Below are 22,054 nucleotides of genomic sequence, written 5' to 3'. Positions count from 1 at the left end.
CTACAGAGCGAGTCAGACATGGCAGTCCCGCACGATGACCACTACCGGGTGCCGGGACGCGACGTAAGGACGCGAATCGCTTCTGCCGCTCGGGATTCCGGGCCTCGGGCGGGTCAAGTCCGGGTCGCTGCTGTCCTCCTTCGGGTCGGCGGAGGCCCGTCGGGTGGAGGATTCCGTCATGAAGCTCAAGCTCGACCTGCACGACATCTACAACCGGGGGGACGAGATCGAGCGATCCCTCAAGGCCATCATCGACGAGGCCATCGATAAGAAGGCGCCCTTGGTGGAGATCATCCCGGGGAAGGGCTCCGGACAGCTCAAGAAGCGGGTGCTGCGGTTCCTGGATCGCAAGGACATCAAGGCGCTCTATCACCGGGTCGAAAAGGACTCCGACAACTTCGGTCGCATCTTCGTCCACTTCAGGTGGAAGTAGCCACCGAAAGCGAGCGGGCCTCGCCAGCTCATCCGTGCCCACCTGGAGGGAGTGCCCGGGCTCACTGGCCGTCACGTTGGTCGCTTGTGGCGGTTCGACGCAGCTCGCGTGACCATCAGACCTGGCGGATCGCGGCAGAGATCCCATGTTCCATTCGTCCCAGCGAACGCGCCCGACAGAGGGCACGATGGGGGCATGCGACTGCGGGACCACAACAAGGGAGACCTCGCCCTTACAGCGCTGACCCTGACCGTCGCCGCGGCGGCAGCTGCGAGCGAAGCAGTCAGTTGGGCAGGCCGCCGTCACCGTCGACGACGCCACCCCGCGCAGGCGCTGCGCCGCACGCCGAAATAGGCGCCCGGGGGTCATCGAGCCGACGAGCTCGGGTGGAAGGTCACCGTGGCGCGCCAGACCCTCCGGTTCTGCCCAATCGATACGCGGGCCAGGGCACGTGGGCGTGACGTGCCGCCCGCCAGGCGGCGCTACGACGCAGGTGGTCGAGCTCTTGCCATTCAGTGCCCCATCGGGGTCGTCACGGACATGGAGTCGTGTCCTGGGACGGTGAGACCGGGTAGCGCATCCGGGGCGACGAGGACGAGCACGCCGAGCACAAAGAGGACGAGCGCCGTGCCGTAGACGGCTGTTCGGCGCCACGGCAGGATCTTCTCGACTGCGATGAAGCCAGCGACGATGGCCATCCAGATGAGGCTCATGACACCCAACGCGAACAGTGACGCCATCAGGGCCCAGCAGCACCCAACGCACCAGGCACCGTTCTTCAGCCCCATGCGAAGGGCGCCGAGCGAGCCGTCGCGCCACGACCCCAGAAGGGTGCCGAGCGGGCTGCGGCACTTGCCCAGGCATACGTTCTTGAGTGGTGTCAGCTCGTAGACGGCGGCCAGGATCAGGATTGCCCCAGCTATCGGGCGCCCCGCCTGTCCCCATGACAGCTCGCCTGCCGCTGCATGGGTTGCGGCGAGCCCGAGCACGAAGGCGACGACTCCGAAACCAGCCCAGGTCACGAGATAGCCGCCGGTGAACACCCACGGCTTCAGTGACGACGGCCCGCTCAGCCGCGAGAACAGTGCGACCGTGGGAGCGATGGATGGGAACATCATCGCCGCCATCATGACCACCCAGACGCCGAGGAACCATGCGAACGTGCCGAGGCCGGTCCAGGGCCCCTCGTCCATTCCGCGCATCTGTTCGGCCGTCCACCACCAGGCCGCTACGGCAAGGGCGAAGAGGGCTACGACGAGCACCCAATGAGCGCGGCTGGCGGCGAACGCCGGGCGAAGGCCTCTCTGGGCGGACGAGGTGGGCGACCCGATGTCGCTCATTCCCTCAGGCGGCCCACGAGAAGTCCGACTTGGACAGTCCGGTCTTTCCTTCGTACTCGATGCCGAAGGCCTTGATTCTCGACCGCTTGGCTTCGGCCATCGTCAGGTCGGAACCGGCCGGGTGGAACATCCCCGAGAACTTCACCGGCTGGCCGGTCTCCACTCCGAACGGAACGATGTCCTCGATCTCGAAGTCGATGATCTCGCCGATGCGCACGCTATGGCGCAGCCCGTCATCGTCAACATCGATACGCGCCCGCTCAACGCCCAACATCTCACCGATCAGCGGAGCCAGTGCCCCCATGGGCCCACCCAGCTGCCCGCTGAAGACCTGAACGAGCTGGTCGAACTGGGCGTCGGTCGCGCGGTCGTCGACGAAAACCCCGACGCGCCAGTTGCCGTCGGTCATCACCTTCGGCGTATCGGCTATCAGCGCAACCTTGCAGCCACCGACGTCCGTGCTGTCGACGGCACCCTGGTGGATGTTGAAGACGAGAGTCACGCGACAGAAGTCATAGGTGGCTCCGTGATCGAGTGACAGGTTGCACGGGCACATGAGCTCGCACGAGCAGGTCTCGACGTAACTTCCCGCCAGGTTCCACGACATGAGACCCTCCCTTGCCCAGGCTCTGAGTGTCCCGCCGCAGATCAACCCCGTCAACGGGCCGGGACGCCGCTGCGGCGTCAGCGACGTCCGATATCCGACGTTCCGGACGACGGTCGCTCAGTGCGGGTGGCCATCGCGCCGAACCGTGGCCAGGCTCGACCTGTCCCGTGTCCTGGATCCGATTGCTGACCCCGTCCTCCTCTCCTAGGTCAGCTGAGGATGCCGGCTCCAGCGGACCTGCACGCACTGCCGACACGCGGCGGTGCGGCCGGTTTCGTCGAGTGGCCACGATGCCTACCGGGGCCGCTCGTAGGGAAATCGCCGTGTCCAGAGAGCTGCGACTTGCTCTCCCGGCAGAGTCTGTGACTCGTCATCCGCACCCGTGTCGTACTCGTCTGGCCTCCCGACGATCCGTGCTATCACCTCGCTGCAGATCGTCTCCCTCGCGCACCGCGATCACGAGGACCCCTGTTCGTTCGGCGGGACTGGACCTGGGTCCCGGGCCACGATGTGTTCCTCGCCGTCGGCATCGAGGGGTTCGGCGGCCAAGGCTTCGTCGGCGGGTGGCGCGCCTTCGAGGGCAGCGGGGTCGAGCAGGCCGTGCACTCGGCGCGCCTCTCGCACACCCTGGGAGATGCTGTGCCATAGGTGGTCTTCGCCGAGTTCGGGGATCAGTCCGGAGCGGCGCAGCGCCTTGCGGACCGGCCACATGACTCGGACGAGAAAGAGGTCGACATCTCGTCGCAGCAAGGCAGCCCGGAGGTCCGCGAGGGCGTCCGCGCTGGTCGTGTCCATCTGGTTGGTCGCCTCCAGGTCGAGGACCAGGGCGCGCGTGCCCGGCGTGGAGTCGATCAGGGCGAGGATGCTGTCGTTGGCCGGCGCGGCCGTGACCCAGAAGAGCGGCACGTCGAGCCGAAGCACGATCACCCCGGGGTACGTCGAGCGCTCAGCGTGGTTGCGCGTGCTGCCCCAGGCCGCCTTCTCATGGGGCACTTTGCCCATCACTTCGACGTCGACCCTGGTGGAGCGGAAGACCAGGCCGATCACCGATCCGGCCACGGCGAGCAGCAGGCCATTGAGGGGGCCGAAGGCCAGCACGCCTACCGCAGCGACGACCGCGGCGACGATGTCGTTGCGGCGCACCCGGCTGTATCGACCCAAGGCCTCGAAGTCCATGAGCTTCCATACCGCGTTGACCACGATCGCGCTCAATACCGCCCGTGGGAGCACCGACAGCGCGGGGGCGATGGCGACGATGACGACCACGGCCAGCCCCGCCGCGGCGAGCCCAGTCAGCTGCGTCCGCCCGCGCGCGTCGCTGACCGCAGCCGTCTTGGACAGGCTCCCGGCCACGCCGAGCCCACCGAACAGGCCGCACGCGACGTTGGCCGCGCCGGAGGCGAGCAACTCCTGGTCGGCGTCGATCCGGTAGGCCCCCCGGGCCGCGAAGAGGCGGGCCGCGCTCAGGCCCTCCGCCAGGCCCACGAGCGCGAGTGCCGCTCCGGCGGTGAGCAGCCCGGCCAGATCGGCGGGGTCGACGGCAGGTATGCCGGGCGTCGGCAGCCCACGCGGGACCGGGCCGACAACCTCGACCCCGAGTGCCTGAAGATCCAGCGCCGCCGACGCCGCCAAGCCGCCGAGGAGGACCACGAGACCCCATGGGACCTTTGGAAGCAGATGGTGCCCGCCGAAGAGGACCACGAGCGAGACCGCCGACACGGCCACAGTCGTGAGGTCGGCCTCGCCGCGCGTGACACTCGAGCCCAGGGCGCCGACCCGTTCGATCACTTTCCCTGCGGGCGTCGGCACCCCGACAAGATGGGGCACCTCGTTGAGGATGACAAGCAGGGTCAGTCCGAGGACGAAGCCTGTGACGATGGGCTTGGACAGGAACTCGGCCATCCACCCGATCCGGACGAAGCCCGCGGCGACGAGCACCAGCCCTGAGCCGAGAGCGAGGGCGGCCGTGTACGACGCGGCGCGCGCCGTGCCGGCGACCCCGAAGCTGGCCAGGAAGGACCCGGACAGCACGGACACGGTCGACACCGGGCCCACGACGAGCTGTCGGGACGAACCGAACACGGCATATGCCACGAGCGCCACCGGGAGCGCGTACAGGCCGACCTCAACGGGAGCACCTGCGATCGACGCGTAGCCGAGAGCCTGCGGAATCGCGAGCGCCGCCACCACTGCGCCAGCGATGAGGTCCCCGCGCAGCCACGCAGCCTGGTAGCGCGGCAGCCAGCGGACCATCGGAACCCGGCGCCAGCGGCCCTCCGAGAGTGCCATCGTGTCATCGCTCACCCGTGCCACCTCGTTCTGCCAGGTGTGCTGCCACGCTACCGGAGCAGATCCGTGGCGCCCCAAGTCAATGGGCCACGCGGCGAAAGGACTGTGAGGATCGCCAAGGCAGCCTGAACGAAGCGGTCGAGCCGCTGTCCCGCCCGGCCAGACCCTCTGGCGGCCCAGCCTTGCTGAACGACACCTTGCAATCGTCTTGCAATCGTCGAGACAAGGGCGCGTCGCCGGTGACTCCGCGTGATCGTCAGCGAGCTGGTGCGTCGCTGCTGAGCATGAAGTGCTGGATGGCCACGGCTGCTGCGCCCCGGGCCCAGAGGTCGGACTCGTATGGCTGCAGAACGAGGTCGACCGCGGAGGCGTTGGGGTCGCGGTCGCGTGCGATTCCCGCGCGGACGTGCTGCTCACCGATCTGGGCAAGGCGGATGCCTTCACCGGACACGAAGATCCTCTGGCTCATGGTGAGGTTGGCGACGGCCGCGACGAGCCGTCCGAGCGCGAGTGACGACTCCCGGACGATCGCGGACATGGCCGGGTCGCCCTCTTCGGCGAGGTCCAGAACGTCGTCGTAGGAGAGATCGCGCCTCAACGCCACCGCGGCCTGGGATCGCACCCCGCTGATGCTGAGCATCGTGTCTGCGCAGCCGCGGTGGCCGTCAGCGCACCAGGGGCCTTCGGGCGCCACCGGGAAATGACCGACGAGACCCACCCCGGCGTCGGGGCTTGTCACCAGACGTCGGTGGGTCACCAGGCCGTAGCCAACGCCTGCGCCGATGGTGAGCACGGCGAAGTTGTCGATGTCGCGGCCGTCGCCGAACCACTGTTCGGCGAGCGTCATGGCGAGAAGGTCGTTCTCGATGGCGGTGGGTCGTCCCAGGCGTTCGGTCACCAGGGCTGCGAGAGGAACGCCGGTCCAGCCGAGGAAAGGGGCCCGCGAGACCTCGCGGTGGTCGGGGGTGCTCCCACCGAGGCTTATGCCGATGGCCGTCACGGCGCTCGGCTCGGCCAGCGACACGACGAGCCGCTCGACAGCGTCGACGACGGCAGTCGGGTCGTGGTCCTCCAGCCGCGCGTCGACCGACTCCAGCACCCGGGCCCGCAGGTCGGTGCGCACGGCGTGAATCGAGTCGCCCGAGAGCTTGATTCCGACGAACTCATGGTTGCCGGTCACGATGTCGAGGGGGCGAGCTGGGCGGCCCAGCCGACCGGCGACGGGTTCGTCGGCGGATTCGAGCAGGCCACCGTTTACGAGCGGGGCAGTCAGCCGGGTGAGCGTGGGGGCGGACACGCCGAGTCGGTCGGCCAGCTCCGAGCGGGTGATCGGGCCGTGGATGAGGACGGCGAGGACCAGGTCGCGGGTCAGCCCGTCGAGCTCGTCGAGCCCCCGGCCGCCGTCGAACGTCGTGGCTATCGTCGTACTTCCCTTCTCGGCAAACGCCCAGACTTCATTTCAGATGAATGCTAAAGCACCCGACGGGTCGGTGAAAGGTCCCGGTCTTGACGCTGACTAAGTTCCATGTTGAAAATATACCCGACGACATGCCCGTCGTCACCAGACGCAACGACGCGTTACCCCTGGAGGACGAAGATGCGGACCAGTTCCCGCACAGCACTGCTCGCCGTGGTCGGGACCACGGCCACGGCTCTGGCCCTGACGGCTTGCTCCGGTGGGTCGTCGGCCTCGACGACGGACGCCAACAAGAAAGTCACCCTCACGTACTGGCACGCGTACAGCGCGGACAGTCCCGAGGTGCACCAGCTCGAGACGGTCGTCATCCCGGCCTTCACCAAGGCCCACCCCAACATCACCGTCAAGGACGTGGCGTTCCCCTACGACCAGCTGCACCAGAAGCTGCTCACCTCCGCGGCCGGCGGCAACCTGCCGTGCCTCGTGCGCAGCGACATCATCTGGGTGCCTGAGCTGGCCAAGCTCGGCGCGATCGTCGACATGGACAAGCAGCTGCCCGAGTTCGGGACGATCGCCGGCCGGACCTACCCTGGCGCTCTGGCGACGAACCTCTACAAGGGGGAGCACTTTGGCCTGCCACTGGACACGAACACGCGCGTGCTCATGTACAACCAGGCGACGCTGACCAAGGCGGGCATGACCAGCCCGCCGAAGACCTTCGACGACGTGCGCGCGCTCGCGGCCAAGCTCAAGGGAACCGGCGACGTCGCGTTCGCCGACAACGGCACGAGTGGCTGGAACCTCTTCCCCTGGATCTGGTCGGCCGGCGGCGACGTCACCGATCCCGCCCAGACCAAGGCGACCGGCTACCTCAACTCGGCCAAGTCGGTGGCCGGGGTGCAGCTGCTCGTCGATCTGTACAAGCAGGGCCAGCTGCCCAACATCGTCATGGGCGGCAAGGGCGGACTGGACACCGCGGTCGGACTGCCCAACGGCAAGTACGCCTCGATCCTCGACGGCCCGTGGATGTACCCGATCTTCCAGAAGCAGAACCCGACGTTCGCCCTCAAGACCGCCCCGGTCCCCGACGGGGGCGGAGGCTCGATATCGGTCGTCGGCGGTGAGGACCTCGTCATGACGAGCAGCTGCCCCGACATGCCCGAGGCCTCGGAGTTCGCCCGCTACATGCTGAGCGACGACGCCCAGATCGCCATGGCCAAGGTCGGACAGATGCCGGTCCTGAAGGACCTCGGCAGCAAGTTGACCGCCATCCAGCCGTACTACGCACCCTTCGTCGCGCAGCTGCAGACGGCCAAGCCGCGGCTGCCCAACCCGGAGTACCCGAAGATCGAGACGATCATCTCCGACGAGGTCCAGAAGGCGTTCAAGGGTCAGGAGACGGTTCAGCAGGCGCTCGACGCCGCGGCGAGCCAGGTGGACCCGCTCCTGGCGAACGGATGACGGCCCTTTCCAACCGGCTGCGGGAGGCGCGCGGCCCCCACCTGCGCGCCGCCCGCAGCACCCAGCCGCACGGCAAGCGCACTGGCACGGCATACGCGTTCCTCGCCCCGGGGCTGGTCCTCTTCCTGGCCCTGATCGCCTACCCGGTCTTCCTTGCCCTGAAGATCAGCTTCTACGACTGGAAGGTCATGCCGGGCGCGATCAGCCCGTTCGTCGGCCTCGACCAGTACACCCGGGCGCTCAAGGACCCGATCCTGCGCAAGGCAGCAGTGAACACGGTGTTCTACCTCGTCGCGACCGTCCCTGCGCAGATGGTGATCGGCATGCTGCTGGCGCTGCTGCTCAACGGGGCGATCCGTGGCCGGGTCGTGTTCCGGGCGCTCTACTACCTCCCGGTGATCACGAGCTGGGTCGTCGTGTCGTTGGTCTTCGAGTACCTCTTCGGTTCCGACGCAGGCCTGGTCAACCACGTGCTCCACGACTGGCTCCACGTCATCGGAGCCCCGGTCGACTGGCTGGGGTCACGCTGGCCGGCGATGATCACCCTTGCCCTCCTCGGCATCTGGAAGGGCGTCGGGTGGTCGATGCTGATCTTCCTCGCCGCGCTCCAGGCGGTCCCCAAGGAGCTGCTCGACTCGGCCGCCGTCGACGGCGCCGGTCCGGCGCGGCAGTTCTTCTCGGTGACGCTGCCGCTGCTGCGTCCCGTGGTCGCCTTCGTGACGGTCATGCTCGTCATCGGCGGTTTCAACGTGTTCATCTCCGTCTTCATCATGACCGGCGGGGGCCCCGCCAACGACACCGGGGTCGTGCTCACCTACATGTACAAACAGGCCTTCACGTTCCTCGACTTCGGCTACGGCTCCGCCATCGCCTACCTCCTTGCGCTGTGCATCTTCGCCCTGTCGTTCGTCCAGATGCGACTGTTCCGCTTCGACCAGGAGGTCGGTCAATGAGCGGGTATGCCGGCGGTCGGAGTCTCCGTAGTCGAGGCGGGTTCGCGGGGCGGCATGTGGTGCTGGCCCTCGGGGCCTTCGTGTTCTGCGTGCCGTTCCTCATGATGGTGTCGACGTCATTCAAGAAGCAGACCTTCGTCCTCGAGGTGCCGCCCCGACTGCTGCCCCACGACCCGACGGCGGCCAACTACCAGCAGGCGCTGGCGTCCAACGGCTTCGCCCTCTACTTCGCCAACAGCCTGCTCGTCTCGGTGGCGACCGTCGTCGGCGTCCTGTTCCTGGGCGCGATGATGGCCTACGCCTTCGCCCGGTTCGAGTTCGTCGGCAAGCGGGTCGTCTTCCTCGGCCTGGTTGCCACCCTGATGATCCCCGGGATGATGCTCGTCATCCCGCAGTACCTCGTGGCCCGGGACCTGCACGTCCTGGACTCCCGCATCGGGCTCGTCCTGTTCTACGTCGCCGGGCAGCTGGCCTTCACCACCTTCCTGCTGCGGGGTTTCATCGCGTCGATACCGCGTGAGCTGGACGAGGCGATGGTCATCGACGGGGCGGGGCCGTTCCGCATCTTCTGGTCGCTCATCCTCCCGCTGTGCCGACCCGCGCTCGCGACGGCCGGGATCTTCGCCTTCCTCGGATCGTGGGACGAGTTCGTCTGGGCGCTGACGATCATCGACTCGCCGGAGAAGCGGACCCTGCCCATCGCCATCGCCCTGTTCCAGGGACAGCACGCCACGTCGTGGGGGCTGGTCTTCGCCGCCTCGGTCATCGCCGTGCTCCCTGTCGTCATCGTGTTCATCATCTTCCAGCGCCAGTTCGTCGCCGGAGTCCAGGCAGGAGCCCTCAAGGGATGACCATCAGCCCCCCCACGACCGACGCACTGGTCTCGCACGCAGTGGAAGTGCTGCTGTCGGGTCAGGCCGCATCAGGTGCGTTCGTCGCAGCCCCCACCTACCCCACCTACCGGTTCGCCTGGCTGCGTGACGGGAGCTTCTGCGCTGATGCGCTCGACAGGCACGGTCGAGGCGACGCGGCGTCGAAGTTCCATGCCTGGGTCGTGCGCACCCTCCTCGGCATGGCACGCCACGTCGAGCACGTGACGGCCTCGGCCGCCACGACGCCGGCGGACGGCATGCTCCCCACCCGCTTCGAGCTCGACGGGACGGTGGAGTCAGGCGAGGAGAACTGGCCCAACTTCCAGCTCGACGGCTACGGCACCTGGCTGTGGGCTTTTGCCGAGCATGTCGCCCGCCGCGGAGCCACCCCCGACGATGCCGAGCGGCAGGCCATCCGCTTGGTGGCGGACTACCTGGTCGCGACTGGCGACCGAGCCTGCTACGACTGCTGGGAAGAGTCCGACGACCGGCGGCACGCCGCCACCGTGGCCGCCTCCGTCGCCGGATTGCGCGCCGCCGCGGCCCTTCTCGCCGATGACCACTACCGTCGGTCCGCGGACGACCTCCATTCAGTTCTGATGCGCGACTTCGTCAGCGACGGCTCGTTCGTCAAGCACGATGACACGAACGCGGTCGACGCCTCGCTGTTGTGGATCGCCGTCCCGTTCGGGGTCGTCGATGTCCACGACCCCGTCTTCGCGCGCACGGCCGCACGGGTCGAGGCCGAGCTGCTCACTCCCGGCGGCGGTGTGCTGCGCTACCTCGGCGACACCTACTACGGCGGCGGCGAGTGGCTGCTCTTGACGGCCTGGAGCGGCTGGGTGCACCTGTCAGCCGGTCGGGTCGACACGGCATACGAACGCCTGCGCTGGGTCGAGCGCCAGGCCAGCGAGACGCTCGACCTGCCCGAGCAGGTCATCGACCACCCGCAGGACCCGACCCGTGTGGGGGAGTGGCTCGAACGCTGGGGCCCGGTTGCGACCCCGCTGCTCTGGTCACACGCGATGTACCTCACCCTCGTCCACGAGATCGGATCGGCATGACCGCAAGCACCTTCGACGTCCGGAGCGAACGCGGCAGCCACGACCCGGGCACTCTCGTCGTCCTCCTGCTCGACGCGCCCTCCTCCGGGGAGGTCGTGGTCGAGGTGCGCAGACTCGCCACGGTCGTCGACACCCAGTCCTTCATGACGTCGACTGGGCGCAACCGCCTCACTCTCGGGCGCTTCGACGTCGGTGCGTATGCCGTCCTCGTCCGGTCTGGCGAGTCAGTCGCTAGGACGGCCTTCGACGTCCTCGCCGACGCGAACGCGCGTCCGCGATACGGCTTCGTCACCGACTTCCGGCCCGGCCGGCCCGACGCCGACGCGGTCGCCGACTCGTTCCGCGCCTTTCACCTCACCCACATCCAGTTCTACGACTGGATGTACCGGCACGCCGCCCTCCTGCCACCCACCGACGAGTTCGTCGACACCCTCGGCCGCGAACTGTCGCTGCCCGTCGTCCGCGACTTCATCCGGGCCACGCGCGAAGCCGGCGCCCAGACGCTCGCGTACGCCGCCGTGTACGCGGCGGGCAAGGAGTACGCGGCGGAGCATCCCGAGCAGCTCGTTAGCCACCCGGACGGTTCGCCCTGGATGCTCGGCGACTTCCTGTGGAACACCGACCTGCGGCCCGACTCGGCGTGGTCGCGGCACTTGGTCTCCGAGATGGGCGCCGCCGTGGACGAGGTGGGCTTCGACGGCCTGCACCTGGACCAGTACGGCGACCCCAAGCACGCCACCGCCTCCGACGGGGTGGTCATCGACTACGCCGAGGCTTTCCCCGCCTACATCGACGCGGTCCGTGCCCGACTGCCGCACTCCACCCTGATCTTCAACAACGTCAACGACTACCCGACACGCGCCACCGTCCGGGCCAGGCAGGACGCCACCTACATCGAGGTGTGGTCGCCGCACGACACGCACGCCGACCTTGTCGACCTGGTGCGCCGAGCCCGTGACCTCGCCCCCGAGCGGCCGGTCATCCTCGCCGCCTACCTCGAGCCACTCGCTGCCGCCTGCGGACCGGCCGAGGTGAGTGCCGCCAAGCTCGCACTCGCAACGGTGTGGGCCGAGGGTGGGCAGTACCTCCTCTTCGGCGAACGGGACGGCGCTCTGGTCCATCCGTACTACCCCAACTACGCGACCTTGACGGCGGAAGCCCTCGCCGTGCTGCGGAAGTTCGCCGACTTCGCGGTAGCGGCCGGGGACCTGCTCTACGACCCCTCGATCCGAGAGGGGACGAGTCACTTGTTCGGCGGGATCAACCAGGACGTCATGGTCGAAGGCGCTCCGACGTCGCTCCGCCCATCGCCGGGCAGCGTGTGGGTCCGCGTCAGCACTCTCGGCCGGCGGACCATCGTCCAGCTCATCGACTTCCGCTCTCAAGACGACGGCCAATGGAACGTGCCCCGCCAACAGATCGGGCTGTGCAGCCGCGTCCGCGTCCGAGTCAAGATCGCGTCGACCTCGGCCTCGGCAATAGTCGGACAGCCAATGGATGGTCCTCAGTTCTCGCCGGTTGACCTTGCGCTGGACGGCGAGTATGCCGTCATCGACGTCCCTGAGTTCGACACCTGGGCCGTCATCGTCGTCGACCACTAACCGCGGGGCGACCCGTCGAGACTCGGGAATGGGGTGCGCCGTCGCCACGCTCGCATCCTGGAGTTCCTTTCGAAGAGGCGAGCTCTCCGTCAGTAGCGATATGGCGACCACGAAGGAGTCCTGGCCGACTCGATGAAGTCCTTCGCCCTGTTGCAGGTCCGAGACTTGGACGTCCTCCGTGTCCAAGAGAGGTCGAGCCAGCGATGCCCCTTGCTACCTCACCGACCACCCCAGGGCGTGCATCGAGATCGTTACCGAGATATGTAGCGCAGGCATCGAAGTCTGGCTCCTGAACGCAGACGGCAACAGCAAGATTCAGGGATTGAAGGACGGGGTTGACAGTGTCCAACACGCGGCGGGATGACGCGCCATTCCGAGTCGAGCGCGGTCCCTTTGTCGCGGGCGTCTACCGCGGGGACCGGACCGCTTGGCACGGGCTGAACTCCCGGGTGCCACGGAGAGGGCGCACCAGCGCCGGTGCCAGCAGGTCTACAGCTCTACTTCGCGCAGCACGTCGAGGTTGCGAAAGGTTGGGGCACCCTCGCAAATCCCGGCCAGGAACGCGGCAAACTCCGCGGTCTGGGGGCGGTTGGAGTTCTCCATAGCCTGCTCGTGCGACGCGAACACCACCAAGAGCGTGTACTGGTCGTCGGCGTCCCGGTCCGTTGTCAACACGGCGCGGTGCGGGATCCGATCACCTTCGGTCCTGGCCATCCAGGCATCGAGATAGTGGTCGAAGTCTGCGATCCGACCCGACCTGAAGTTGATCGTCTGGGCAAACTTCACGACACTCTCGCCTCCAGCACGACGTTGAACGGCGTCTCGGCCACCCGTCGGAAAGTCGAGAACCCCGCGCCGACAACGATTTCACGCAGTCTGGACTCCCCCGCTTGCGCACCAAGCGCGGCACCCACGTCTTGGGACAACGAGCTCGGAGTGCAGAGCAGTGTCGAGAACCCGTAGTAGGCGGCGCCGACCGCGTTGAGGTTGTCGCTGAGGTCATCATTGGCGAACGGCTCGATGAGCATGAGGGTCCCGCCCGGCGCCAGATGATCGCGGGTGTGGGCACATGCACCGGCCGGGTCGCCCATGTCGTGCAGGCAGTCGAAGAAGCAGACGAGATCGAAGGCCCCTTCGAACGTCGCGGCGGAGGCGACCTCGAAGCGAACCCGATCGGCCAGTCCTGCGTCTGCGGCACGCTTCCGCGCTGCCTCGATCGACCCTTCGTGCGCATCGAAACCGACGATGCTCGAGGCCGGGTACTCCTGCGCGAGGAGCAACGTGGACGCACCGTGTCCGCAGCCGACGTCGGCGACGTGGGCGCCGGCCCTGAGCTTGGCCTCGACACCGTCGAGCGCGGGGATCCAGGCATTGGCCAGGTTGTTGAGGTAGCCGGGCCGGAAGAACCGTTCGCAGCCGCCGAGGACGTGGCCGTCGTGGTCGCCCCAGGAGAAGCCCTTGCCGGTCCGGAACCGCTCGGCGATCGTGTCCGTCGCGTAGACCGATCCGACGGCGATCTCGAAGGCTCCGATGACGCAGGCTGGGCTGGTCTCATCGGTCAGGGGGATGGCGTGTTCATCGGGGAGCAGGAACCGGCCGTCACCGTCGTACATCAGGTAGCCGCGTGCCGCTTGTGCGCTCGACCACTCGCGCACGTACCGCTCGGCGGTGCCGGTGCGGCCGGCCAGGTCCGCCGGGCTGAGCCAACCGGCCCCGGCCATCGCGCGGTACAGGCCGAGCTTGTCGCCGATGACGACCAACGAACCGCCGAGCAGGGCTCCGACATCGCAGATGGCTTTCTCGACGAATTCGGTCATTCTCGCCTCGTTCATGTCCTTCTTCCTTTCCTGCTCTTGGCATCATTGCTCTGGTGTGGGTGAGGAGTTCGCCGCTCTCAACCGGTTTGGGTTGAACGCGAGCGGTGCACAGTTCTGCGGGTGGCCGACAAGAGGCCGAAGTTCGAGACGCAAAACGGAGTCAGGTACGTCAGAACGGCCTTCACCCAGACCAGGACGGTCGCGCGCCCAGCCAGGATGACGCCGAGCTGGTTCATCGCGAAGAACGCGGTTCCGACAATCAACATGACGGAAACCGTCCGCTTGAGCTGCCGTCGCGAAAAGGCCACCGACAGCAGTTCACGTGGCGTGGACCACGTTGACCCTGACTCGTTCATCTCGACCTCCCTCGATCTGGGGTTGTCGATCAAAGTAGGCAGGGACGGTCAGAGATACCTCCGTATAGATACGGGACTTTGCTAGATTCCGAGCTCGGCGCCCCGGCGCACCAGTTCCGTCTTCGAACCGATCTCGAGCTTTTCGTAGACGTTGACGAGGTGACTCTCCACGGTGCGCTTGCTCACACCGAGCTGGCCGGCGATCGCGCTGGCCGTCTCGCCGCGGGAGGCGAGCAGAGCCACCTCGCGTTCGCGTCGGCTCAACGCATCGACCCCCAGACTGGTCCGCCGCCTCGGACGGCTCTTTCGACCGGTCACGAAGATCTCGACCTCATCAGCGATCGCGTCGACGTCGCCGAGCCAAGGCCGGTGGTCAGTTCCGGACAGCTCGACGTAACGGGCTCCGGGAAGGTGCTCAGCGAGGTACCGCGCGTGGCCCACCTCGATCCACGTGTCACCTGCCCGGTGCAAGATCAGGGCTGGCTGCTCGACCTTCGGGAGCAGGTCGCGGACGTCCATCCGCATGTTCATCCGGATGGCGTTCTGCGCCATGGCCGGGCTCGCCGCCATCCGCAGGTACCGCGCCCACCACGCGCGATGCTGCGCATCGTCGGCTGGACTCGGGCGGCCACCATCCCACCACGTGCCCGACGCCCACGCCCGGTCCATTCCGACGATGGTGTCCTCGAGCTGCTCAGCGGAGGGGCCGTAGGGGTAGTCGGGTCCGGCAAGGCGACGTGCCCACGACCCGTACAGGACCAGCGCCCGCGTCCGCTCCGGGTGCTTGTGGGCGAACAGCAGGCTGAGTGTGCCGCCTTCCGATACGCCGAACAGGGTGGCACGGCGCGATCCGGCGGCATCCATGACAGCGCGGATGTCGTCCATCCGCTGCTCCATCGACGGCGGGCGGTCAACGGGGTCGGACATGCCCGAACCCCGCTTGTCGAACACGATCAGCCGCGAGAACGAGGCCAGTCGGCTCAGGAAGTGAGCCAACCGCGGCTGCTCCCACGCCACCTCGACATGAGAGACGAAGCCCGGCACCAGGATCAGGTCATGCGACCCGTCACCCACGACCTGGTAGGCGACGCTGACCCCATCGCTCTTCGCGTATTGCGTCTCCGGCTTCATCATCCAGCACTCCAGCCCGCGAGGCCGCCGAGACAGCCTCCCGTCAACGATAGAGCCCGGGCCCGGCAGGAACCACGGATACCTGCGCTTGACGGCGGCGCATGCACGCGAGCGGCACCCGAAGGACGTCGTGCCGTCATCCGGCCCGGGTAGCTGGCCGATCCCGGTCAGTCTGGACGCTGAGGATGCGCTTCGCCGATGAGGTCTCGAAGTGGGCCGGAGGAGCTCGCGCGCCGGCGACCTTGGCGGCGGAAGGGGCCACATCGACTAGCACCTGCAGGCGGTTTTAGCGGGTTTAGCGTATTGGGATGATGTTCAGTCGAGACCTTCGCGACCGGGTTGCATGTGGCGAAATCACGGTCTCGATCAGGCTATGGAGCAGGCCGCAAGTCAAGGTGGGGGGCCGCTACCAGACTGCTGGCGTCGTCATCGAAATCGAGTCCCTCGATGTGCTGCCGTTCTCGGCTGTGACCGAAGACGACTTGGCCGCATCAGGCGAGGCTGATCTTGAGGCCCTTCGGGACCGGGCGGCCCACTCTGGGCCGATCGCCGACGACACCCTCGTTCACAGAGTCGAGTTCCATGTCGTGTAGCGACAGGGGGCGGAGTGACGCAGGCCCTTCGAGCAGACCTGACAGGATCGAGGCATGGCCGGGTTGGAGGGGGCATGAGGGCAGTCGTCTACGAGCGCTACGGGGGCCCCGGGGTGTTGCGTGTCCAGGACGTCCCGACTCCGTCCCCTGCTGCCGGGCAGGTCCTGGTGAAGATTGCGGCCACGTCGATCAACCTCAGCGACTGGGAGGCCTTGCGTGGCTCGCCCGGGTACGCGCGCCTGGGTGGGCTGCGCACGCCGCGACGTCGCACGCTTGGCTCGGACATCGCCGGGCTTGTCGAGGCCGTCGGCCACGGCGTCACTCGATTCCAGCCGGGTGAGGAGGTCTACGGCGACAACCTGGCGCTGATGGGCGGCTTCGCCGAGTACTCGGTGGCACCCGCGTCGGCCCTGGCTCTCAAGCCGCCGGAGCTGACCTTCGCCGAGGCGTCGACGATCCCGCAGGCCGGCGCGATCGCGCTGCAGGGCACGGCCCGCCCCTCGAGCGGGCGCCGAGTGCTCATCAACGGTGCGGGCGGTGGCTCTGGTTCCTTCGCGATCCAGCTGGCCAAGCGCTCAGGTGCGCACGTCACCGGCGTCGACAACGCCCACAAGCTGGAGTTCATGCGGACCCTCGGCGCCGATGAGGTGATCGACTACCGCCGCGATGACTTCACCCGGGGCCACGAGCCGTACGACCTGATCCTGGACCTCGTGGCCCAGCGGTCGGTGTTCGCCTACCGTCGCGCGCTCGCTCCCGGCGGCCGGTACCGGTGCGTGGGCGGGTCCGTCCGAGCGCTGCTGCGGGTGCTCACGATCGGCGCGACGGCGGGGATGATCACGGGCCGCCGCATCGGGGTGATGGTCGTGCAGCCGGGTCCGGCCCACTTCCAGCCGTTGACCGATCTGTGCGTCGCCGGACAGGTGGGCATCCACATCGACCGCACCTACCCGCTCGAAGAGGTACCGGAAGCGCTGGCCCGCGTCGGGCAGGGCCGCGCCCTCGGCAAGGTCGTCATCACCCCAACCTGACGCCGGTACGCTTCGGCAGTCTGAATCTGCCCTGGCTGCCGCGCCTCAGCGCGCGATGTGGGCGCTGCTGTGGCCTGCGGACACCTGGGAAGATGGGCAGGCCGGTGTTGAACCGAGATGGGCGAGCATTGCCGTGGTCCAGTCGACGTGCGCAGGCGACGTGGATTCCACAGCAGTCGCTTACGCGGCGGAAGGCAGCGACTTCGTCACGCACCGCATCGAGGCGGTGGGACGCCGCTGTGGGGTCGGACGAAACTGGTGCCAAAGGCTTGCGGATCGCGGCGTGACGTCAGCCCGTTGCAGTTGCAGGCATGGCCGGGCGGTCCTGCGGCTCCCTTGGCCGTACTCGTCCTCTACGCCTTGCTTTCGAAGGACGTGAACCTAACGGTGTCGTCGGGTGAAACGCATCGGGTCGAAGGCCGGGAGCGAAGCGGCTGGGCCACGCGCGACGAGCTCAGCCACCAGTGACGCAGTGGGGGCGGCGAGGCTGAGTCCGAGCATGTTGTGCCCGGTCGCCACGACGATGCGTTCGGCTCCCGGCGCGCAGCCGATGAGCGGCTTGCCGTCGGGCGTCATGGGGCGAGGTCCGGCCTGCTCGTCCGTGCTGGCACGCCAGTCGATCCCGGACAGGTAGGGCGCGGCTTTGCGCTTCATGACGTCGATGCGCCCGGCATTCAGGCCGTCCGGGGTGCCGTCGAACTCGACCATGCCGACCAGCCGCGTCCGGTCACCCATGGGGGTCACCCCGACATGCGTGTCGCCGAGCCGCAGCACGTGCGTCGGTGGGTGCTCGGGATGGATCGTGAAGCTGTAGCCCTTGCCGGCGGTCACGTAACCCCGGATCCCGAGCGGCCGGAGCAGCTGCTCGGACCAGGCGCCCGCCGCGACGACGGCATGGCTGGCCTCCACCACGCCAGAAGGGGTCGCGAGCTCGACCCGGCCCCCGCGCTGCCGCACGGCCCGGACCGGCGTGTCCGTCACGAAACGTGCACCTCGCGAACTCAGCGAGGCGGCAAGGCGATCCACCAACCGCGACGGATCCAGCCACCGGTCACCCCGGTGGACGAACCCGAACTGCGATGCCTCGCCGAGCCCCGGCTCGAGCTCGAGAAGCGCCTGCCGTCCCACGATCGGATCGGGCGCCGGAGAGAGCCCGCGCCGCGAGACCGCGAGCAGGGACGCCCGTGACACCTCGGCCTCCGCACGGGTCGAGTGCAGCATGAGGAAGCCCTCGTCCTGCAAGTCGTCGATGATCCCGGCCTCCACGAGCTTGTCCACGAGCCCGGCTGTCCGACCGTTCAGCACGTCGAGCTCGTCCCAGGAGCGGACGAACCGGCCCTCGCCCGAGCTCGCGAGGAACCGCGCGAGGTAGCCCGCCACCCGCGGGAGCGCCCTCGCCCGCAGGAAGAAGCTGCCGCTCCCCGGCGAGGTGAGCGAACGCATCCCGTCGCGGACGACACCCCACGACGGCAGCGGGTCGCTGCGTGCCGGACAGACCCAGCCCCCGTTGACGCGAGCCGCACCCCCGCCGAGCCCGCCCGCCTCGAGGACCGTGACGGCATACCCACGCTCGAGCAGGTAGTGCGCGCTGAAGAGACCGATCAGCCCGGCACCGACGACGGCGACGTCCCCCGTCGGACTTGGCATCAGAACCGCTGCTCCTTGATGTCGTCGGGCACATGGGGCTGCGCCCGCGCCGACAGCTCGGCCTCCTTGATCTGGGAGCGCCGTTCGTCGCCGGGGTCCTCGTCGGCCTCCGGGTCGACGTGCGTGGGGTCGAGGACCCGCTTGAGGAACGTCCGGGTCCGACGGTGCTGCGGGTCGCCGATGACGCGGTCGGGGTGCCCCTCCTCGACGATGACGCCGCCGTCCATGAAGATGACACGGTCGGCGACCTCGCGCGCGAACGCCATCTCGTGCGTCACCACGATCATCGTCATGCCCTCGGACGCCAGCCGTCGCATGACCGCCAGGACCTCGCCGACGAGCTCGGGGTCGAGCGCAGACGTCGGCTCGTCGAAGAGCATGAGCTCCGGCTCCATCGAGAGCGCCCTGGCGATCGCGACGCGCTGCTGCTGCCCGCCTGACAGCTGCGCGGGGAAGGCCTCGGTCCGGCCCGCGAGCCCCACCTTGTCGAGGTTGGCCCTCGCGATCTTCTCGGCCTCGGCCTTGCCCCGCTTGTGGACGACCTGCTGCGCGACCGTGCAGTTGTCGAGCACGGTCAGGTGCGAGAAGAGGTTGAACTGCTGGAAGACCATCCCCATCTTGCTGCGCACCCGGTCGATGTCGCAGTCGGGGTCGGTGACATCGATCCCGTCGACGAGCACCGTGCCGCCGCTCGGCTCTTCGAGCAGGTTGATGCAGCGCAGCAGCGTCGACTTCCCCGAGCCGGAGGGGCCGATGACGCAGACCACCTCGCCCTGCTTGATCGTCGTCGTGATGTTGGTCAGGACCTCGACCGACCCGAACGACTTGCGCAGGTCCGTGATCTCGACGACGACGGCATCGCCGTCCGAGGAGGTCGTATGCGTGGGGGTCTGGTTCGCCGTCATCGTGCCCTCGCCGACTTCGCTTCCATGCGCCTGACCGCGAAGGTGAGCGGCAGCGTGATGAGGAGGTAGCAGAGACCCGCGATGACGAGCGGGGTGAGGTTCGCGTTCGTGTTGGCGAGGTCCCGGCCGTACTTCGTCAGGTCGAAGGACGTCGCGGACAGTCCGATGATGTAGGCGAGGGAGCTGTCCTTGACGACGAGGATGAGCTCGTTCGTCAACGGCGGCGTGACGATCCGGAACGCCTGGGGGAGCACGATCTTGCGCGTCGCGGCGCCGGCCGGCATGCCGAGCGACCGGGCTGCCTCGACCTGCCCCTTCGGCACGGCCTGGATGCCGGCGCGGATCGTCTCGGCCATGTAGGCCGCCGCGACGATGCCGAGCGCGCTCCACACCGTCCCGTAGATGCCGAACGGGATCTCCAGGCCCGGGAAGGCCAGCGGGAGCAGCCCGAAAGCCAGGAGCACGATGATGGCCGGCAACCCTCGGAAGAACTCGATGTAGACCGTCGCGATCCAACGGTAGGGGCCGACGGACGACAGGCGCATGAGGGCGAGGATCGTCCCGAGCACCAGGCCCAGGACGAAGGCGCCCAGCGCATAGATGACGGTGTTGAAGAGCGCGCGGCCGAGTCCCTGGGTCAGGGTGTCGACGATCAGGTCACCGCGGAAGAAGACCTTCTGGATCTGGCGGAGGTCTGCGACCGCTATGAGCAGGGCGACGGCGGCGATGAGGACGGCGTACTGCACCCACCGGATGCGCTGGGCCCGCTTGCGGGGTGAGAGCCTCCGCACTCGCCCCGCTGCTGCAGGGGACGTCATGACAGTGTCCTCACGACACGGTCGGCATCACGGCCGGGTCCGAGCCGAACCACTTCTTGTAGCTGTCCTTGTAGGACCCGTCCTGGATCGACTTCTTGAGGGCCGCGTTGAAGGCGTCCTTGATCTTGGCGGCGTTGGCATCGTCCTTCTGGAAGAGGAAGCCGTACTGCTCGCCGGTGTCGAACTCCTTGACCACCGCGAAGTCCGGGTTGGTCTTGGCGAAGTCGAGGAGTGGGCCGTTGTCGTTGATGGCGGCGTCGACCCGGCCGGACTGGACGCCGGCGATCTCGGTGGGCAGGTCGTCGAAGACGACGGTCTCGTAGCCGTTGGCGTCCTTGTTCTTCTCGGCGTAGGCCTGTCCCGTCGTGTCGGTCTGGACACCGACCTTCTTGCCCTTGAGAGACGACAGGTCGGTGACGTTGGAGGACTTCTTCGCGAGCAGGGCCTGCGTCGCGCTGAAGTAGGGCGTCGAGAAGGCCACGGACTGCTTCCGCTTGTCGTTGATGGTGACCGCGCCCATCGCCATGTCGCACTTCTTCGCGGCGAACACGGCACCGGAGGTCTGCGAGGCGAAGTCGATGTCGACGATGGTGACCTTGGACTGCCCCAGCTGCTTCGCGGCGTTCTGCGCGAGGTCCATGTCGAAGCCGACGACGTTGCCCGAGCTGTCCTTGAACTCGAACGGCTTGTAGGACAGGTGCGTGCACACCGTGAGGGCGTCCGAGCTGACGAGCTGCGGCCCACCGGAGGGGTTGCTTCCACCAGTGCTGCCGCTCGAGTTCGAGCCGCAGGCGGCGAGGGCGAGGGCCGTGAGGGAGACGACGGCCGCGTAGCCGAGAAGGGGAGACCTGAGCTGCGACATCTGCATTCCTCCAGAATTGACGGTTGGTGGCGAGACTACAGAGCGTCGGCGACTCCATGGGACCGGCGAGCGGCTGACCCTCCCCCGGGTCCTGAGATTCTCGAGGCGTCGCGGGAAGCCCGCCGGGGCTGCGTCCGCGGGGTACGTTCCGCATGTGAGCGAGAGTGAGAACGCGCCCCACCCGGCTTCGGTTCACGGGCGGGCCCCGCACGTGCGTGGGCTCGTCCTCGCCGCCGGCGCCGGCCGACGGATGGGCGGCCCCAAGGCCCTCATCCGCCGTCACCCGAACGACCCGACCCTCGCCGAGAGCGCCGTCCGGCTGTTGCACGACGGCGGCTGCGCCGGCGTCACCGTCGTCGTCGGGGCTGCCGGCCAGGAGGTCACCTCCATCGTGACGGCCCTCGGTCGGGACATCGATGTCGTCACCTGCCACGACTGGGACGAGGGGATGGGCGCGAGCCTCCGGTCCGGCCTGACGGCGCTGGCCCGCGCGAGCCACGAGGGCGAGACGCGCGTCGACGCCGTGCTCGTGACCCTCGTCGACCTGCCCGATCTCACCCCGGACGTCGTCGCCCGCGTGCTCGACGTGCCGCGCCAGGAGGACGAGCCCGCGCTGCGTCGCGTGCTGCGGCGGGCGGCATACGACCACCACCCGGGACACCCCGCGCTCATCGGGCGCGAGCACTGGGAGGGCGTCGTCGCGATGGCCGTCGGCGACCACGGCGCCCGGCACTACTACCGCGCGCACCCGCACGAGCTCGTCGAGTGCGGCGACCTCGCGACGGGACGCGACGCCGACACCCCGGGCGACCTCGACACGTCCCGCTGAAAAGGCCCTCCGCTTCCCCAAGCCCGGT

21 protein-coding genes are annotated in these 22,054 nt (G+C 68.1%); 9 read left to right on the top strand and 12 right to left on the bottom strand.

Annotation, left to right across the window (positions count from 1 at the left end):
• Positions 1 to 178: 178 nt before the first annotated feature.
• Complete coding sequence (locus AC1DIW_RS06220; protein WP_478106873.1) at positions 179 to 433, top strand: Smr/MutS family protein; 255 nt, start codon at positions 179 to 181, stop codon at positions 431 to 433.
• A gap of 512 nt (positions 434 to 945) precedes the next feature.
• On the opposite strand, the gene AC1DIW_RS06215 is transcribed toward AC1DIW_RS06220, so the two are convergent.
• The 4 genes from AC1DIW_RS06215 to AC1DIW_RS06200 form a co-directional block, all read right to left on the bottom strand.
• Positions 946 to 1,773: a DUF2182 domain-containing protein gene (locus AC1DIW_RS06215; RefSeq protein WP_478106872.1), complete on the bottom strand. Its 828-nt coding sequence runs from the start codon at positions 1,771 to 1,773 to the stop codon at positions 946 to 948.
• A 4-nt stretch (positions 1,774 to 1,777) separates the two neighbouring features.
• Entirely contained in the window at positions 1,778 to 2,380 is a 603-nt protein-coding gene (locus AC1DIW_RS06210) for a DUF1326 domain-containing protein (protein WP_478106871.1), read from the bottom strand.
• A 456-nt stretch (positions 2,381 to 2,836) separates the two neighbouring features.
• Positions 2,837 to 4,684, bottom strand: a complete 1,848-nt coding sequence (locus AC1DIW_RS06205) for a SulP family inorganic anion transporter (RefSeq protein ID WP_478106870.1) — start codon at positions 4,682 to 4,684, stop codon at positions 2,837 to 2,839.
• 241 nt (positions 4,685 to 4,925) lie between these two features.
• Positions 4,926 to 6,029, bottom strand: a complete 1,104-nt coding sequence (locus tag AC1DIW_RS06200) for an ROK family protein (protein ID WP_478107072.1) — start codon at positions 6,027 to 6,029, stop codon at positions 4,926 to 4,928.
• A gap of 237 nt (positions 6,030 to 6,266) precedes the next feature.
• Here AC1DIW_RS06200 and AC1DIW_RS06195 point away from each other — a divergent pair, with 237 nt between their 5' ends.
• The 5 genes from AC1DIW_RS06195 to AC1DIW_RS06175 are packed head-to-tail and all read left to right on the top strand — an operon-like array spanning position 6,267 to position 12,037.
• Positions 6,267 to 7,547 carry an extracellular solute-binding protein gene (locus AC1DIW_RS06195; RefSeq protein WP_478106869.1) on the top strand — a complete coding sequence of 427 codons (1,281 nt, stop codon included), beginning with the start codon at positions 6,267 to 6,269 and terminating at the stop codon, positions 7,545 to 7,547.
• A complete protein-coding gene (locus AC1DIW_RS06190) occupies positions 7,544 to 8,500 on the top strand; it encodes a carbohydrate ABC transporter permease (protein ID WP_478106868.1) in 957 nt (318 codons plus the stop codon). Before AC1DIW_RS06195 ends, AC1DIW_RS06190 begins: the two co-directional genes overlap by 4 nt.
• A 56-nt stretch (positions 8,501 to 8,556) precedes the next feature.
• Positions 8,557 to 9,351, top strand: coding sequence for a carbohydrate ABC transporter permease (locus AC1DIW_RS06185; RefSeq protein WP_442278584.1), 795 nt, complete (start codon positions 8,557 to 8,559; stop codon positions 9,349 to 9,351).
• On the top strand, positions 9,348 to 10,436 hold the full coding sequence (locus AC1DIW_RS06180) for a glycoside hydrolase family 15 protein (protein ID WP_478106867.1): 1,089 nt from the start codon (positions 9,348 to 9,350) through the stop codon (positions 10,434 to 10,436). Before AC1DIW_RS06185 ends, AC1DIW_RS06180 begins: the two co-directional genes overlap by 4 nt.
• Positions 10,433 to 12,037 carry a glycoside hydrolase family 66 protein gene (locus tag AC1DIW_RS06175; RefSeq protein WP_478106866.1) on the top strand — a complete coding sequence of 535 codons (1,605 nt, stop codon included), beginning with the start codon at positions 10,433 to 10,435 and terminating at the stop codon, positions 12,035 to 12,037. Before AC1DIW_RS06180 ends, AC1DIW_RS06175 begins: the two co-directional genes overlap by 4 nt.
• A 489-nt stretch (positions 12,038 to 12,526) precedes the next feature.
• On the opposite strand, the gene AC1DIW_RS06170 is transcribed toward AC1DIW_RS06175, so the two are convergent.
• From AC1DIW_RS06170 to AC1DIW_RS06155, 4 genes are all read right to left on the bottom strand, one after another.
• Positions 12,527 to 12,823 (bottom strand): hypothetical protein, encoded by a 297-nt coding sequence (locus AC1DIW_RS06170; protein WP_478106865.1) that lies wholly within the window; start codon positions 12,821 to 12,823, stop codon positions 12,527 to 12,529.
• Entirely contained in the window at positions 12,820 to 13,854 is a 1,035-nt protein-coding gene (locus tag AC1DIW_RS06165) for a class I SAM-dependent methyltransferase (protein WP_478106864.1), read from the bottom strand. The genes AC1DIW_RS06170 and AC1DIW_RS06165 overlap by 4 nt, the downstream gene beginning before the upstream one ends.
• A 77-nt stretch (positions 13,855 to 13,931) precedes the next feature.
• Positions 13,932 to 14,210 (bottom strand): nitrate/nitrite transporter NrtS, encoded by a 279-nt coding sequence (nrtS, locus tag AC1DIW_RS06160; RefSeq protein WP_442278589.1) that lies wholly within the window; start codon positions 14,208 to 14,210, stop codon positions 13,932 to 13,934.
• An 81-nt stretch (positions 14,211 to 14,291) separates the two neighbouring features.
• Positions 14,292 to 15,344, bottom strand: a complete 1,053-nt coding sequence (locus AC1DIW_RS06155) for an alpha/beta fold hydrolase (protein ID WP_478106863.1) — start codon at positions 15,342 to 15,344, stop codon at positions 14,292 to 14,294.
• A gap of 305 nt (positions 15,345 to 15,649) precedes the next feature.
• Here AC1DIW_RS06155 and AC1DIW_RS06150 point away from each other — a divergent pair, with 305 nt between their 5' ends.
• Together AC1DIW_RS06150 and AC1DIW_RS06145 are read left to right on the top strand one after the other, a co-directional pair.
• The gene (locus AC1DIW_RS06150) at positions 15,650 to 15,934 is read left to right on the top strand and encodes an ASCH domain-containing protein (protein WP_442278591.1); all 285 of its coding nucleotides are present in this window, start codon (positions 15,650 to 15,652) and stop codon (positions 15,932 to 15,934) included.
• 74 nt (positions 15,935 to 16,008) lie between these two features.
• Positions 16,009 to 16,965, top strand: coding sequence for an NAD(P)-dependent alcohol dehydrogenase (locus AC1DIW_RS06145; RefSeq protein WP_478106862.1), 957 nt, complete (start codon positions 16,009 to 16,011; stop codon positions 16,963 to 16,965).
• 381 nt (positions 16,966 to 17,346) lie between these two features.
• Here AC1DIW_RS06145 and AC1DIW_RS06140 read toward each other — a convergent pair whose 3' ends face one another.
• From AC1DIW_RS06140 to AC1DIW_RS06125, 4 genes are read right to left on the bottom strand one after another with little or no spacing between them, the layout of a single operon-like run.
• Positions 17,347 to 18,612, bottom strand: a complete 1,266-nt coding sequence (locus AC1DIW_RS06140; protein WP_478106861.1) for an NAD(P)/FAD-dependent oxidoreductase — start codon at positions 18,610 to 18,612, stop codon at positions 17,347 to 17,349.
• Positions 18,612 to 19,517, bottom strand: a complete 906-nt coding sequence (locus AC1DIW_RS06135; RefSeq protein WP_478106860.1) for an amino acid ABC transporter ATP-binding protein — start codon at positions 19,515 to 19,517, stop codon at positions 18,612 to 18,614. Before AC1DIW_RS06135 ends, AC1DIW_RS06140 begins: the two co-directional genes overlap by 1 nt.
• The gene (locus AC1DIW_RS06130; protein ID WP_478106859.1) at positions 19,514 to 20,335 is read right to left on the bottom strand and encodes an amino acid ABC transporter permease; all 822 of its coding nucleotides are present in this window, start codon (positions 20,333 to 20,335) and stop codon (positions 19,514 to 19,516) included. Before AC1DIW_RS06130 ends, AC1DIW_RS06135 begins: the two co-directional genes overlap by 4 nt.
• A 10-nt stretch (positions 20,336 to 20,345) precedes the next feature.
• Complete coding sequence (locus AC1DIW_RS06125; RefSeq protein ID WP_478106858.1) at positions 20,346 to 21,197, bottom strand: ABC transporter substrate-binding protein; 852 nt, start codon at positions 21,195 to 21,197, stop codon at positions 20,346 to 20,348.
• A gap of 154 nt (positions 21,198 to 21,351) precedes the next feature.
• On the opposite strand from AC1DIW_RS06125, the gene AC1DIW_RS06120 reads away from it, so the two are divergent.
• Positions 21,352 to 22,026 carry a nucleotidyltransferase family protein gene (locus tag AC1DIW_RS06120; protein WP_478106857.1) on the top strand — a complete coding sequence of 225 codons (675 nt, stop codon included), beginning with the start codon at positions 21,352 to 21,354 and terminating at the stop codon, positions 22,024 to 22,026.
• Positions 22,027 to 22,054: the final 28 nt, after the last annotated feature.

It is taken from the genome of Terrabacter sp. 01T434 (genome assembly GCF_056398545.1).
The sequence above is the reverse complement of the archived record's forward strand: the minus strand, read 5'-3'. Positions and strand labels throughout refer to the sequence as shown.

Bases quoted from the DNA above. Each gene is read 5' to 3' on its own strand.
- AC1DIW_RS06155 (WP_478106863.1), bottom strand. From the start codon at position 15,344: ATGATGAAGCCGGAGACGCAATACGCGAAGAGCGATGGGGTCAGCGTC.
- nrtS (WP_442278589.1), bottom strand. From the start codon at position 14,210: ATGAACGAGTCAGGGTCAACGTGGTCCACGCCACGTGAACTGCTGTCG.
- AC1DIW_RS06135 (WP_478106860.1), bottom strand. From the start codon at position 19,517: ATGACGGCGAACCAGACCCCCACGCATACGACCTCCTCGGACGGCGAT.
- AC1DIW_RS06220 (WP_478106873.1), top strand. From the start codon at position 179: ATGAAGCTCAAGCTCGACCTGCACGACATCTACAACCGGGGGGACGAG.
- AC1DIW_RS06145 (WP_478106862.1), top strand. From the start codon at position 16,009: ATGAGGGCAGTCGTCTACGAGCGCTACGGGGGCCCCGGGGTGTTGCGT.
- AC1DIW_RS06140 (WP_478106861.1), bottom strand. From the start codon at position 18,612: ATGCCAAGTCCGACGGGGGACGTCGCCGTCGTCGGTGCCGGGCTGATC.
- AC1DIW_RS06180 (WP_478106867.1), top strand. From the start codon at position 9,348: ATGACCATCAGCCCCCCCACGACCGACGCACTGGTCTCGCACGCAGTG.
- AC1DIW_RS06210 (WP_478106871.1), bottom strand. From the start codon at position 2,380: ATGTCGTGGAACCTGGCGGGAAGTTACGTCGAGACCTGCTCGTGCGAG.
- AC1DIW_RS06130 (WP_478106859.1), bottom strand. From the start codon at position 20,335: ATGACGTCCCCTGCAGCAGCGGGGCGAGTGCGGAGGCTCTCACCCCGC.
- AC1DIW_RS06195 (WP_478106869.1), top strand. From the start codon at position 6,267: ATGCGGACCAGTTCCCGCACAGCACTGCTCGCCGTGGTCGGGACCACG.
- AC1DIW_RS06165 (WP_478106864.1), bottom strand. From the start codon at position 13,854: ATGACCGAATTCGTCGAGAAAGCCATCTGCGATGTCGGAGCCCTGCTC.
- AC1DIW_RS06125 (WP_478106858.1), bottom strand. From the start codon at position 21,197: ATGTCGCAGCTCAGGTCTCCCCTTCTCGGCTACGCGGCCGTCGTCTCC.
- AC1DIW_RS06175 (WP_478106866.1), top strand. From the start codon at position 10,433: ATGACCGCAAGCACCTTCGACGTCCGGAGCGAACGCGGCAGCCACGAC.
- AC1DIW_RS06190 (WP_478106868.1), top strand. From the start codon at position 7,544: ATGACGGCCCTTTCCAACCGGCTGCGGGAGGCGCGCGGCCCCCACCTG.
- AC1DIW_RS06150 (WP_442278591.1), top strand. From the start codon at position 15,650: ATGATGTTCAGTCGAGACCTTCGCGACCGGGTTGCATGTGGCGAAATC.
- AC1DIW_RS06215 (WP_478106872.1), bottom strand. From the start codon at position 1,773: ATGAGCGACATCGGGTCGCCCACCTCGTCCGCCCAGAGAGGCCTTCGC.